The organism is Streptomyces sp. NPDC015346 (assembly GCF_043078785.1).
In the GTDB taxonomy this organism is placed as follows: Bacteria; Actinomycetota; Actinomycetes; order Streptomycetales; family Streptomycetaceae; genus Streptomyces.
The window spans coordinates 709,913-722,929 of the sequence record NZ_JBIBTW010000004.1; the positions used below are offsets into that span (position 1 = coordinate 709,913).

Sequence of the window (13,017 nt, forward strand, 5' to 3'; positions counted from 1 at the left end):
GCGTACGGCGGTCGGTCCCGGGTCTGGGCCAACCGCCGTCTCTTTGGCATGATCGGGGCGCGAACGGCAAGCGCTTCACCGGCGCGACAGGGCCACCGGGGTTACGGAGGGGGTGGGCAGGTGATTCTCACGGTCACCCTCAACACGGCACTGGACCTCACCTACCGCGTCCCCGCCCTCACCCCGCACGCCTCCCACCGCGTCACCCAGGTGATCGAGCGTCCCGGCGGCAAGGGCCTCAACGTCGCCCGCGTCCTCGCCGCCCTCGGTCACGAGACGGTCGTCACCGGCTTCGCGGGCGGCGCCACCGGTGAGGTCCTGCGCGGCCATCTCGCGGGCCTGCCCCTGACCGACGCGCTCCTCACGAGCACCGGGCCCACCCGCCGTACCGTCGCCGTCGTCGACACCTCGACCGGCGACACCACCCAGCTCAACGAACCGGGCCCGGCCCTCACCCCCGCCGAGTGGTCCGCCTTCACCGGCCACTACGCCGGCCTGCTCGCCGACGGCGCCGACGCGGTGGCGCTCTGCGGCAGCCTCCCGCCCGGCATCCACGTCGGGGCGTACGCGGAGCTCATCCGCCTCGCCAGGGCCGCCGGGGTCCCGGTCCTCCTCGACACCAGCGGCGAGCCCCTGCGACGCGGCATCGCGGCCCGCCCGGACCTGGTCAAGCCCAACGCCGACGAACTCGCCCAGCTCACCGGCTCCCGCGAACCCCACCGCGCCACCCGCGACGCCCGCCGCCGCGGCGCGCACGCGGTCGTCTCCTCGCTCGGCCCCGAGGGCATGCTGGCCGCCACCCCGGACGGGGTCTGGCAGGCCGCCCCGCCGGCCGCGATGAAGGGCAATCCGACCGGCGCCGGCGACTCGGCCGTCGCGGGCCTGCTCTCCGGCCTGGTCGACGGGCTGCCCTGGCCGGACCGGCTGGCCCGCGCGGTGGCGCTCTCGGCGGCCACGGTGCTGTCACCGGTCGCGGGCGAGTTCGACCGGGGCGCGTACGACGAACTGCTGCCGCGGGTCAAGGTCACGGAACAGGCCGAGGCGGCATAGGAAAACCCCGCGGAACGTGTGGTTCCGCGGGGCTTCTCCGGAGCTTTTCCCGCACCGTACGCCTGCCGTACGGCTCAGAGGTTGCTGATCTTCACCCAGTCGAAGATCACGTCGCACTGGTTGCCCTGCTCGCAGGAGAGCTTGATGGTGTTCTGACCCTTGGCGAGCGAGACCTGGGACCAGGTGGTCTGCCAGTTCTTCTCGTAGTTGGGGTCCGAGGATCCGATGAAGTTCTTCAGGTTCATCGGATTGACGTTCGCCTTGCCGTTGACGGTCACCGTGGCGTTGGCGTCCTTCGCCGGGATCGCGTACCGCACGGACATCTTGTACGTGCCGGCCTCGGGCACCTCGGTCTGCCAGGTGACGGACGAGCCGATGGCGTTGAACCCGGTCACATAGGCGCCGTCCACACCCTCCGCGCCCTTGATGTCCTTGGCGAGCAGGGCCGTGCCGCCCAGCTTGAGCGTCGCCGCGTCCTGCTGCGGCAGCTCGGCCGGGGTCTCGTCCGGGCTCGGCTGGGTGGACGGGGTCTCCTGGACCTGCGTGGAGTCACCGGTCGGCTTGCCGCCGGCCGTGCCGCCGTCGGACTTCTCGTTCCCGGTGTTGCTGATCAGGGCGGCGGCGATGCCGATCACCACCACGGCGACGACCGCGATCGCGCCGATGAGGAGGCCCTTGGTGTTGGGCCCGCGACCGCCGCCACCGCGCTGCTGCGGAATCGGCGCCTGCCGGGTCCGCTCGCCGGGGTAGGTCTCGGGCGCCGCGTACTGCGCGTTCGGCTGGCCGTACTGCTGGTTCGGCTGCCCGTACTGCTGCTGCCCGCCGTACGTCTGCTGCTGCGGTACGTGCCCGTGGCCGTGACCGCCGTACTGGCGCTCGCCGACCGTCCTGACCTGGTTGTACGAGGTTCTGGGGACGCCCGGCTGCGCGGCCGGACCCGGGTAGCCGTAGCCACCGGCCTGGCCGGGCGGCTGGGCGCCCGCCGCCTGGCCGTCCGCGTACAGGTAGCCGAACGGATCGTCGTCCTCGGGCGTGTTCGCGCCGTCGTTACCGGCAGCCATCCCTGGTCACTCCTATCCATGCTCGCCAGCCGTCGCCGACCGGCCGAGCCTACCCCGAACGGACCACCCGGCGATCCGGCCCTTGACCGACCGCGAACCGACCGTGAAGTGGCCCACAGGTGGCTTCGCGGGCTATCCGGCGCGCCGGTGGACCTTCGCGCGGGACCGCTTCTCGATGTACATCCGCTGGTCGGCGGAGTTCAGGACCTCTTCGACGGACATGCCGCACTCGGCCCAGCCGATGCCGAAACTCGCCCCGACCCGGACCGCCCTGCCGTCGACCCGGATCGGCGGAATGATGGCGTTCCGCAGGCGTACGGCCAGGTCAGCGGCGTCGGCGGCGCCGAGGCCGTCGGCGAGGACGACGAATTCGTCACCCCCGAGCCGGGCGACGGTGTCCCCGTCCCGCACACCGGTGGTCAGCCGGCGGGCGACCTCGATGAGAACGGCGTCGCCGGTGTGGTGCCCGAAGCGGTCGTTGATCGACTTGAAGCCGTCCAGGTCGCAGAAGAGGACGGCGAGACCCTTCGTACCGTCGTCGACATCACCCCCGGGGGGCGCGACGCTGTGGACGTGATGGTCGTACGGCCCACCCACGGGCGGCGCCGTGTCGAAGCCGAAGCCGTGCTCGTGGCCGTACGGCGAGGGGTACGGGGTGTCGTCCTCGCCCTGCGCGGCGTAGGGGCGCTCGCAGATCCGGGCGCTGAGCCGGGAGCGGAGCTCGGCGCTGTTGGGCAGGCCGGTGAGGGCGTCGTGCGAGGCACGGTGGGCGAGCTGGAGTTCGTGGCGCTTGCGCTCCTCGATGTCCTCGACGTGGGTGAGGAGGAAGCGGGGGCCGTCGGCGGTGTCGGCGACGACGGAGTTGCGCAGCGAGACCCAGACGTAGGTCCCGTCGCGGCGGCCGAGCCGCAGCTCGGCGCGGCCGCCCTCGGCGGAGGTCCGCAGCAGTGTCCCTATGTCCTCGGGGTGGACCAGGTCGGCGAACGAATAGCGCCGCATGACGGAGGCCGGGCGGCCGAGGAGGCGGCACAGGGCGTCGTTGGTCCGCAGCAGCCGGCCGTGCTGGTCGCCGCCCATCTCGGCGATGGCCATGCCGGAGGGGGCGTACTCGAAGGCCTGCCGGAAGGACTCCTCGCTGGCGCGCAGGGCCTGCTGCTCGCGCTCCAGGCGGACGAGGGCGCGCTGCATGTTTGCTCGCAGCCGGGCGTTGCTGATCGCAATCGCCGACTGGGAGGCGTACATCTGCAGGGCTTCCTGGCCCCACGGGCCGGGGTGGCGGCCGTTGCGCGGCCGGTCGACGGAGATCACGCCGAGCAGTTCGCGCTTGGAGCCGGAGGCGTACATGGGGGCGTAGAGCCGGTCGTGCGGGTGCCACTCGTCCTCGAAGCGGGGGGCGGGGCCTTCGGTGTGCCACTGCGGCACGTCGTCCTCTATGAGGACCCAGCCCTCGGTGTGCGGGATGAACCGCAGGTCACCCCAGGCGACGCCCATGGAGAGCCGGCGCTCCCAGGACTCGCGGGAGCCGACCCGGCCGGTGATCAGGGCTTCGGCGGCGGTGCTGCCGGCGAAGGCGGCGACGACGAGGTCTCCGTCGGGTCGGACGAGGTTGACGCAGGCCAGCTCATAGTTGAGACCTGCGACGACGCCGTCGGCGACGGTCTGCAGGGTGTCCGCCAGGCTGCGGGCTGTATTGAGGTCGGCCACGACCTGATGCAGCTGCCGCAGGGTCGCAAGACGGACGTACGGCTCCGACTCGGTCTCCATCGCTCGCTCTCCCCGAGACCTCGACAGCAACTCCAGGGTTCTCATCGGCTCTCGTACTGCACTGTCCCCGCCACTGAATCACAGCGAGCTGCGCACCCGGTACACAGGGTCAACAATAACTGGGCTCTGTGACTCAAGTCACAAGCGGTGATGAAGGGTTGCAAGGGGGTGCGGAAAGCGCTCCCGTGTTTTTTTGAACGCAAACTGAACAGTGCGGGGCCGGGAGGGGGCCGGTGGGGCGGGGCCGGTCGGTTCTGGTCCGGCTCTGTTCCGGCTCTGGTCCTAGGACCGGCGGGGGTGGGTGGTCTGGTCCCCGGGCCCGATGCGCCGCGCGCGGGCCGGGACTAGCGTGCGAGGTGTGCTGACGACGACCCCCGCCCCGCCCCCCGCCTCGGATCTGGCGATCCCTCATGCTGAGGGGGTGAGCAACGACGAGTTCCGGGCGGCGATGTCCCGCCTCGCGGCGGGCGTGGTGCTGGTGACGGCACATGACCCCGACGACGGCCCGCGCGGCGAGGACGTCGGCATGACGGCGACCGCGTTCATGTCGGTCTCCCTGGACCCGCCCCTGGTCCTGGTCAGCCTCCGCAACGGCTCGCGGATGGACGACCTGCTCGGCGAGGTCCCGGTCTGGGCGGTGTCGGTCCTCTCCGAGAGCCAGCGTCATGTCGCGGGCCGCTTCGCGATGAAGGGCCGGGTCAGCGACCGTCTGCTCTTCGCGGACATTCCGTACACCCGGGGCGAGGAGAGCGGCGCGCCGCTGGTGGGCGGCGCGCTGGCCACCCTCGAATGCCGCACCGAGAGCCGCGTCGTCGCCGGCGACCACACCCTGGTGATCGGCCGCGTCCTGACGGCGTCGTTCCCCTCCCCGGAGGGCGCACCGCTGACGTACTTCAAGGGCAAGTACCGCCATCTGAGCTGACGCTCCGGGCTCCGGGGCCTCTTGGGGCGGTGCGGGCCCTCGCGGCGGGTCAGGACCAGTCGGGTCAGGACCAGTCGGGTCAGGACCAGTCCCGGCCCTGGCGGCCCCGCTTCGTCTCCGAGCGCTGCTTCTTCACCCGCAGGCGCCGTTCGTTGATGCCCCGCGGGATCTTCGTCGCACGGCGCGGCTTCGGGGGCGGAGCCGTCGCCTCGGCGAGGAGGGCGGTGAGCCGGACCGCCGCCGTCTCACGGTTGCGCCACTGCGAGCGGTGCTCCGAGGCGCGGACCGTCACCACCCCGTTGACCAGCCGCGAGGCCAGCCGCTCCAGGGCGCGCGCCTTCCAGACCTCCGGCAGCGCCTCCGTCGACGCCAGGTCGAAACGGAGCTCCACCTGCGAGTCGCTGGTGTTGACGTGCTGCCCGCCCGGCCCCGACGACCGCGAGAAACGCCACATGAGCTCGGCCTCGGGCAGTGAGACGGAGCCGCGGATCAGATACGGACCGGACATGTCATCCATGTTCCCCGCAGCGGCTCCTCCGCGTCATCCTCTTTTCCCGTCCTGGAACCGACGGGGCACCCCCGGCGTTATCCCGTGTGACGCGTGACGCGCCACGAGTGACGACAAGTACGAAGAAAGGGACATCCCATGGCTGTAAGCCTGTCCAAGGGCGGCAACGTCTCCCTGACCAAGGAGGCTCCGGGCCTCACCGCCGTCACCGTGGGCCTCGGCTGGGACGTCCGTACCACCACCGGCACCGACTTCGACCTCGACGCCTCCGCCATCGGCGTCGACGCCGCCGGCAAGGTCGCCTCCGACGCCCACTTCGTCTTCTTCAACAACAAGGCGACGCCGGACCAGACCATCGTCCACACCGGTGACAACCGCACCGGCGAGGGCGGCGGCGACGACGAGCAGATCAACGTGAACCTCGCCGCCCTGCCCCCGAACGTGGACAAGATCGTCTTCCCGGTCTCCATCTACGACGCGGTCAACCGCTCGCAGAACTTCGGCCAGGTCCGCAACGCCTACATCCGCATCGTCAACCAGGCCGGCGGCGCCGAGCTCGCCCGCTACGACCTCTCCGAGGACGCGGCCGTCGAGACCGCCATGGTCTTCGGCGAGCTGTACCGCAACGGCGCGGAGTGGAAGTTCCGCGCGGTCGGCCAGGGTTACGCCTCCGGCCTCGAGGGCATCGCCCGCGACTTCGGCGTCAGCCTCTGACGTACGGCTTCTGACGTACGGCCTCGGCCGCCAGGGCCCCGGTGCGTGTGCACGCGCCGGGGCCCTGGCGTTGCCCGCCGAGGTCGCCCCCTGTGGCTCACGGGCTCACGCGGCTCACGGGGTGGTCGGCCGGCCGTCTCCGTACAACCACACGTCCCACAGACCGCTCAGGTCCTCCCCCGCCACGTCCTCCACATAGGCCGTGAAGTCCTCGGTGGAGGCGTTCCCGTGACGGTGCTTCGCTGGCCAGCCGGCCAGGATCTCGTAGAAAGTGTCGTCGCCGACCTTCTGCCGGATCTTGTGCAGCACCATCGCGCCGCGCTGGTACACCGGCGGGTCGAACAGGTTCTCCGCCGTGGGCGGTTCGGCGGGCGGGAAGGCCCAGTTGACGTCGGCGTCGAAGGCCTCCTGGAAGCTCTCCTGCGCCGGGGTGTCCTCGAAGTCCTCCGCGTACAGCCACTCCGCGTACGTCGCGAAGCTCTCGTTCAGCCACATGTCCCGCCAGGTCGCGGGCGAGACCGAGTTTCCGTACCACTGGTGCGCCAACTCGTGGACGAGGGTCGGGAGGTTGAAGGAGTTCTGCGGGAAGACCGGCCGTGTCTGGGTCTCAAGGGCGTAGCCGACGTCGCCGGTCGGCTCGACGATCGCGCCGGCGGCGGAGAAGGGATAGGGCCCGAAGTTCCCCTCGGCCCACTCCAGCAGTTCGGGGATCCGGTCGAGCAGCGGCGTGCTCGCGGCGGCCACGGACGGGTCGGCGGCGCTGAGGACGGTGACCTTCGAGGGAGTGGTCGCGGTCCTCGTCTCGTACCGTCCGATGGCGATCGTCGCGAGATAGCTCGCCATCGGCTCCGGGGAGTGCCAGACCGCGGTCGTCCGGCCGTTCTCGGTCCGCTCGGACGTCCGCGTGCCGTTGGCGAAGGCGCGCAGCCCCCGCGGGACGGTGACGGTGATGTCGTACGCCGCCTTGTCGGAGGGGTGGTGGTTGCCGGGGAACCAGGCCATGGAGCCGACCGGTTCGCCGAGCGCGAGCGCCCCGTCCTTCGTCCGCAGCCAGCCCTCGCCCGCACCGTCCGCGTCGGTGATCTTCTCCGGGACGCCGGAGTAGCTGACGGTGGCCCGGAACTCGTTGCCCCGGTCGATGTCCTCGCGCGGCCGCAGCGTCAGTTCGTTCCCGGCACGGTTGACGGCGGCCGGGGCACCGTCGACGGTGGCACGGTCGACGGTGAGACCGGTGAGGTCGAGGTTGAGGGCGCTGAGGTCCTGGGTGGCGCGGGCGGTGATCTCGGCCGTGGCGTCGAGGCGCCCGCTCGCGGGGTCGTAGGCGAGGGTGAGGGCGTAGTGGCGTACGTCGTAACCGCCGTTGCCGAGCTTGGGAAAGTACGGGTCGCGCAGCCCGGCGGCGCCAGGGGTCCCCCGCACGGCGCCGTCCGTGTCACCGGTGCAGCCCGCGAGCAGGAGGAGGGCGGCGACCGCCGCGGCGGCCGGGGCGGTGCGGGCTCGGCTACGCGTGGTCACATGGCGATCCTATGCGGCGGCTTTCCACGGGCCGCGCACGGCTCCCGTACGGCTCTCGTACGGCTTCTCGTACGGCTCTCCTCCCCGTACGGTTCTCCTCCTCGTACGACTCTCCTGCTCGTATGCGTCGGTGGCGCCCGGCGGGGGTCCGGGCGCCACGTGGACAGAGTGGTTACTTGTCGAGGGCCTCGACGCCGGCGCGGGCGAACTTCTCGTCCAGGTCGCCGCTCGGGGCACCGGCCACGCCGATGCCGGCGATCGGAGCGCCCTTGACGGTCACCGGGACGCCACCGCCGAGGAAGAGGGTGCCGGGGATGTCCTTCAGGTTCGGCGCGGTGGCAAGGCGCTTGGCCAGCTCGGAGGTCGGGGCGTTCCAGGAGACCGCGGTGAACGCCTTGCGCTCGGCGGACTCGTAGGACTGCGGGCCGGCGCCGTCGCCGCGCAGGGTGACGATGGTGTTGCCGTTGCGGTCGACGACGGCGACCGAGACGCGCTGGTTCTCGTCCTCCGCGGCGTCCAGGGTGGCCTGCGCGGCCTTGGTGGCGGCCTCGATCGTCAGGTGCGTGGACTGCTGGAGGTTCTCGTTCGCCGCGTCGGCCTTGAGGGCGACGGCGGGCGCGGCGGCCGGGGCGGAGGCGTTGGCGGAGACGGCGCCGAAGGTACCGGCGGCGACGACGGCGGCGGTGGCGGCACCGATCAGGATCTTCTTCATGGTGGGCTCCTTGAGGAAAGTTTGGGCGGGCGGCGGTGTTTCCTTCGCTCTGCCATCGATCCTCCGGCCGGATCCGGTCCCGTACGGTCCACGGAGCGGCTGCCTCCGCCGCGCGGTACGGACGACACGCGGGTCAGCCGATCGGTTGATGCCGGTGTGGTCCCCCGGGGTCACCATGGATACGTACACCCAGGTCAGAACCCAGTTCAGTCGCCCTCGCCTGCCGGTCAGGCCCTGGGCAGCGGCATCACGAAAGGCACCCGCGCGATGGAGCAGGACCCGGACGCCCGCTGGCTGGCGCGGGTCATGCACATCGCCTTCTTCCTGCTCCTCGGCGCGTCGCTGGTCCGCTTCCTGCTGCGGCACCCGTGGGAGGACCGCAGCCCCTGGATCGTCGCCCTCTCCGGCGCCCTGGCCTCCCTCTACCTCCTCGGCCCCGTGCTCGGGACCCGCGCCACCCCCCGCCGTATCGCCTGGCTCTTCACGGTCGTCGCGGTCTGGATGGTCCTGGTGGTCCTCGCGCCCAGCTTCGCGTGGTGCGCGGTGCCGCTCTTCTACACCGGCCTGCGCACCCTCCCGCCGCGCGCCGCGCTCGTCCTGGTCACCCTGCTCACCGTCTTCGTGGTCACCGCGCAGGTGCAGCTCTCGAACGGCGGCTGGGATCCCAACCTCGTCGTCGCCCCGCCGGCCGTCGCCGCCATCGCCACCGCCGTCTTCGTCCACGCGCAGCGCCAGGCCGAACGCCAGCGCGCGCTGATCGACGACCTCATCCGCACCCGGCGGGAGCTGGCCGCCATCGAGCGCCGCGAGGGCACCCTCGCCGAGCGGCAGCGCCTGTCGATGGAGATCCACGACACGCTGGCCCAGGGCCTGTCCAGCCAGCAGATGCTGCTCCAGGCCGCCGACCGCGTCTGGGACAGCGATCCGGCGACCGCCCGCCGCCACGTCCGTACCGCCGAGTCCATCGCCGAACGCAACCTCGCCGAGGCCCGCCGCTTCGTCCACGACCTCGCCCCCGCCGACCTCGCCGAGGGCGGCGGCCTGGAAGAGGCGCTGCGCACCCTCGCCGGCCGCGAGTCCGCCGCCTTCCGGGTCGACGGAACACCGGTCCCGCTGCCCGACCGGGTGCAGTCGGCGCTGCTGCGCATCGCGCAGGGCGCCCTCGCCAACGTCCGCGAGCACGCCGTGGCCACCTCCGCCGCGCTGACCCTGACCTACCTCGACGACCAGGTCGTCCTCGACATCGCCGACGACGGCCGCGGCTTTGAACCCTCTTCGGCCCGGGAACCGGGCGTGCGCGGGCACGGCCTGCCCGCCATGCGGGTGCGCGCCGAGCAGCTCGGCGGCACGCTGACCATCGAGTCCACGCCGGGCGAGGGCACGGTGCTCTCGGCCGCGATCCCGCTCTCGACCCCCCTGGAGGCCGGTCCATGACCGTACGGATCCTGCTCTGCGACGACCACGCCGTCGTCCGGGCCGGGCTGCTCGCGCTGCTCGGCAGCGCCCCCGACATCGAGGTCGTCGGCGAGGCGGGCAGCGGCGAGGAGGCCGTGGCGATGGCCGCGAAGCTGACGCCGGACGTGGTCCTGATGGACCTCCAGCTCGGGCCGGGCATCGACGGCGTCGAGGCAACCCGCCGGATCGCCACCCCCGACGTGCACGTGCTGGTCCTGACGACGTACGACACGGACGCGGACATCACCCGCGCCATCGAGGCCGGCGCGACCGGCTACCTGCTGAAGGCCGAGCGCCCCGAGGAGCTGTTCGCCGCGATCCACTCCGCCGCCCAGGGCCGTACGACTCTCTCCCCGCCCGTCGCCAGCCGCGTCATGGACCGGATGCGGGGCGCGGCAGGCCCCACCCTCACCGACCGGGAACGGGACATCCTCGGTCAGTTGGCACACGGCCTCGGCAACCGGGAGATCGCCCGCGCGCTCTTCATCAGCGAGGCGACCGTGAAGACGCACCTCGGCAGGATCTACGCCAAGCTCGGCGTCGACACCCGGGCGGGCGCGGTGGCCGTGGCGAAGGAACAACGCCTGCTGTCGTAGCGCTCCGGGCGCCGGGGCCGCTCGAGCCCCCGGGGCCGTCCCGCTCCGGGCCGCTCCGGCCCCCGGCCTCCACATCCCACGCCGAAGCCCCACACCCTGCTACCCTGCGTTGCCATTCCATCACAAAGTGTGAGATATGTGGGAGCGCGCGTGAAGATCGCCTGCGTCGGCGGCGGGCCCGGCGGCCTGTACTTCTCGATCCTGATGAAGCGGCAGGACCCGTCCCACGAGATCACCGTCTACGAGCGGAACCCGGCCGGCTCCACGTACGGCTGGGGCGTGACCTACTGGGCCGGACTGCTCGACAAGCTCCGGGCCGGCGACCCGGAGTCGGCCGACGCCATCAGCGAGGCGTCCGTGCGGTGGACCGACGGCGTCGCCATCGTCCGCGACGAGCGGACCGTCCACCGTGGCGACGAGGGCTTCGGCATCGGCCGGCGCCGGATGCTCGGCCTCCTCGCCGAGCGAGCCGAAGCCCTGGGCGTACGGATCGAGTTCGAGCACGGCATCTCCGACGAGACCTGCCCCGAACTGGCCGACGCCGACCTGGTCGTCGCCGCCGACGGGGTCAACAGCGTGCTGCGCGAGGCCCACACCGGCCACTTCGGCACCGAGGTGACCACCGGCCGCAACCACTACATCTGGCTGGGCACGACCAAGGTCTTCGACTCCTTCAGCTTCGCCTTCAAGGAGACCGAGCACGGCTGGATCTGGTGCTACGCCTACGGATTCAGCGGCGAGCGGTCCACGTGTGTCGTCGAATGCTCTCCGGAGACGTGGCGGGGTCTCGGCCTGGACGCGATGTCCGAGGCGGACACCCTGAACCAGCTGGAGAAGACCTTCGCCGACCTCCTCGACGGCCACGCCCTGATCGGCCGGGCCCAGGCCGACGACGCCGCTCAGTGGCTGACGTTCCGGACCCTGACCAACCGCACCTGGCACCGGGGCAACCTGGTCCTGCTCGGCGACGCCGCCCACACCACGCACTACTCGATCGGCGCCGGCACCACCCTCGCCCTGGAGGACGCCCTGGCACTGGCGGCCGCCCTGAAGGACGTCGGCGGGGGGCTCGGCGGGGAGCTCGACTCCGCCCTGAACCGTTACGGCCGGCGGCGGCGCGCGGAGCTGCTGTCCGTCCAGAGCGCCGCCCGCTACAGCGCGCAGTGGTACGAGAACCTCCCCCGTTACATGACTCTCGACCCGGTCCAGATGTTCGCGCTCCTCGGCCAGCGCCACTCCCCCCTGCTGCCGCACATCCCGCCCCAGCTCTACTACCGGCTCGACAGGGCCGCCGGGCAGCTGGAACCACTGCGCCGCCTCAAGCGCTGGCTGGGCCCCCGCCTCGCCCGCACCCTCCACTCGCGCACCCGGGCCTGAGGGGCGGAGACCGGCCCCCGTCGACCGTGGGACCATCGACCCGTGCTCGACATCGGCTACTCCCTCTCCCGTCGCTTCCCCGACCCCCCGCAGACCGACTACCGCCGCGCGGACGTCCACGCCCTGCGCCACGACCTCTTCTGCGGGGACGTCTACCTCGCCGACCCCAAGGCGGACCGCGAGGTGTCCACATCCTGGGGATGGGTGCCGGTGCTCGACTTCGCCTGGGCGCTGTGCGACATCGTCGAGCAGATCGACCAGGACCCGCGCGGCAACCGGGCTTCGAAGCCCCAGTACGCCGAGCTGGACTTCACCGAGTCCTCCGACCGCATGCTCTTCGAGCGCCGCTTCGGCTGGGTGGACGTGGAGGCCGACTGGATGCCGGGCGACGAGCCCCCGCTCACCTTCAACCATCGCGAACTGCGCCGCGAGGCCCGCGACTTCCTGCACGACCTGATCGCCGACCTCACCGACATGCACGAGGGCCTCGGCGACAACCCGGTGATCTGGGACCTCCAGGCCCGCTTCCCCCGCGTCCCGTAACGCCCTCGCGTAACGCCCTCGTGTGACGCGCCCCGTCACGCCTCCCGCCACACGTCCCGTCACGCGTCGCGAAGATCGGGTCAGTCCTCCACCCGCACCCCCAGCTGCGCGGCGAAGACCGGCGCCAGATCGAACAGCTGCCCCGTGCTGATCACCGCCCCCGACAGGGCGTCCACCCCTCGCACGATCTCCAGACGCTCCACCGTCCGTAGATCCACGTCCTTCATCCGGGCCCCGGTGAAGTCCGCGCCCGTCAGTACGCAGTCGCGGAACTCGACTCTCTCCATGACCGCGCCCCCGAAGTCGGGCTCGCTCAGCACACACCCCTCGAAGACGACGTCCTTCAGCTTCGCCGACCGCAGATTCAGATAGTCGATCTTCCCTCCCTTCACCACCACACTCATCAGCGCCGCCCCGTGCAGCTGCGTCCCGCCGAGCCGCGCGTCCACGATCTCCACGTCCCGCAGCGACGCCCCCGCCAGGTCCGTGCCCACTCCCCGTACCCCGCTCAGGACGGAGTCCAGCACCCGCGCCCCGGTCAGCCGCGTCCCGTCCACCACGCACTCCCGCAGCGCGCAGTCCAGGAACCGGGCCCCCGCCCCGTCCTGCGCCGCCAGATCGAGCCCCGTGAACGCGAGGCCGTCGTAGTCCCCGTCCGGCTCGAGCCCCCCTTCGTACGCCGTCAGCGGTGGCAGCCGCGCCTCCGCCCGCCGTGCCGCCGCCACCGCTCTCCCGCCGTTCCGTGTCGCCATGCCCCCATGGTGACGTGCGCCACTGACAACGCCCCGATGTCACACCTC

13 protein-coding genes are annotated in these 13,017 nt (G+C 71.9%); 7 read left to right on the top strand and 6 right to left on the bottom strand.

All coding sequences use genetic code 11. The annotated features are described in order from the left end of the window. The first annotated feature begins 120 nt into the window (after positions 1–120). A complete protein-coding gene (locus ACF06X_RS18390) occupies positions 121–1,050 on the top strand; it encodes a 1-phosphofructokinase family hexose kinase (RefSeq protein ID WP_392288291.1) in 930 nt (309 codons plus the stop codon). A 74-nt stretch (positions 1,051–1,124) separates the two neighbouring features. Here ACF06X_RS18390 and ACF06X_RS18395 read toward each other — a convergent pair whose 3' ends face one another. Then, positions 1,125–2,111, bottom strand: coding sequence for a CBM35 domain-containing protein (locus ACF06X_RS18395; protein ID WP_392288292.1), 987 nt, complete (start codon positions 2,109–2,111; stop codon positions 1,125–1,127). Between the two features lie 132 nt (positions 2,112–2,243). Next, positions 2,244–3,875, bottom strand: a complete 1,632-nt coding sequence (gene cdgB / locus ACF06X_RS18400; RefSeq protein ID WP_392288293.1) for a diguanylate cyclase CdgB — start codon at positions 3,873–3,875, stop codon at positions 2,244–2,246. Positions 3,876–4,197: 322 nt separating this feature from the next. Between cdgB and ACF06X_RS18405 the strand changes: the two genes are divergently transcribed. Continuing rightward, on the top strand, positions 4,198–4,797 hold the full coding sequence (locus ACF06X_RS18405; protein WP_392288294.1) for a flavin reductase family protein: 600 nt from the start codon (positions 4,198–4,200) through the stop codon (positions 4,795–4,797). Between the two features lie 79 nt (positions 4,798–4,876). On the opposite strand, the gene arfB is transcribed toward ACF06X_RS18405, so the two are convergent. Then, positions 4,877–5,314, bottom strand: a complete 438-nt coding sequence (arfB, locus tag ACF06X_RS18410) for an alternative ribosome rescue aminoacyl-tRNA hydrolase ArfB (protein WP_392288295.1) — start codon at positions 5,312–5,314, stop codon at positions 4,877–4,879. A gap of 129 nt (positions 5,315–5,443) precedes the next feature. Here arfB and ACF06X_RS18415 point away from each other — a divergent pair, with 129 nt between their 5' ends. Then, positions 5,444–6,019, top strand: coding sequence for a TerD family protein (locus ACF06X_RS18415; RefSeq protein ID WP_189601700.1), 576 nt, complete (start codon positions 5,444–5,446; stop codon positions 6,017–6,019). 114 nt (positions 6,020–6,133) lie between these two features. Here ACF06X_RS18415 and ACF06X_RS18420 read toward each other — a convergent pair whose 3' ends face one another. Next, a complete protein-coding gene (locus ACF06X_RS18420; protein ID WP_392288296.1) occupies positions 6,134–7,534 on the bottom strand; it encodes a M1 family metallopeptidase in 1,401 nt (466 codons plus the stop codon). Between the two features lie 172 nt (positions 7,535–7,706). After that, positions 7,707–8,246, bottom strand: coding sequence for a heme-binding protein (locus ACF06X_RS18425; RefSeq protein WP_392288297.1), 540 nt, complete (start codon positions 8,244–8,246; stop codon positions 7,707–7,709). A 267-nt stretch (positions 8,247–8,513) separates the two neighbouring features. Here ACF06X_RS18425 and ACF06X_RS18430 point away from each other — a divergent pair, with 267 nt between their 5' ends. From ACF06X_RS18430 to ACF06X_RS18445, 4 genes are all read left to right on the top strand, one after another. Next, on the top strand, positions 8,514–9,680 hold the full coding sequence (locus ACF06X_RS18430) for a sensor histidine kinase (protein WP_392288298.1): 1,167 nt from the start codon (positions 8,514–8,516) through the stop codon (positions 9,678–9,680). Then, a complete protein-coding gene (locus tag ACF06X_RS18435) occupies positions 9,677–10,297 on the top strand; it encodes a response regulator (protein WP_392288299.1) in 621 nt (206 codons plus the stop codon). Before ACF06X_RS18430 ends, ACF06X_RS18435 begins: the two co-directional genes overlap by 4 nt. 150 nt (positions 10,298–10,447) lie before the next feature. Next, positions 10,448–11,674, top strand: a complete 1,227-nt coding sequence (locus ACF06X_RS18440; RefSeq protein ID WP_392288300.1) for an FAD-dependent monooxygenase — start codon at positions 10,448–10,450, stop codon at positions 11,672–11,674. A gap of 42 nt (positions 11,675–11,716) precedes the next feature. Further along, positions 11,717–12,217, top strand: coding sequence for a hypothetical protein (locus ACF06X_RS18445; protein ID WP_392288301.1), 501 nt, complete (start codon positions 11,717–11,719; stop codon positions 12,215–12,217). Positions 12,218–12,297: 80 nt separating this feature from the next. On the opposite strand, the gene ACF06X_RS18450 is transcribed toward ACF06X_RS18445, so the two are convergent. Continuing rightward, entirely contained in the window at positions 12,298–12,969 is a 672-nt protein-coding gene (locus tag ACF06X_RS18450; protein ID WP_392288302.1) for a pentapeptide repeat-containing protein, read from the bottom strand. Between the last annotated feature and the right edge of the window lie 48 nt (positions 12,970–13,017).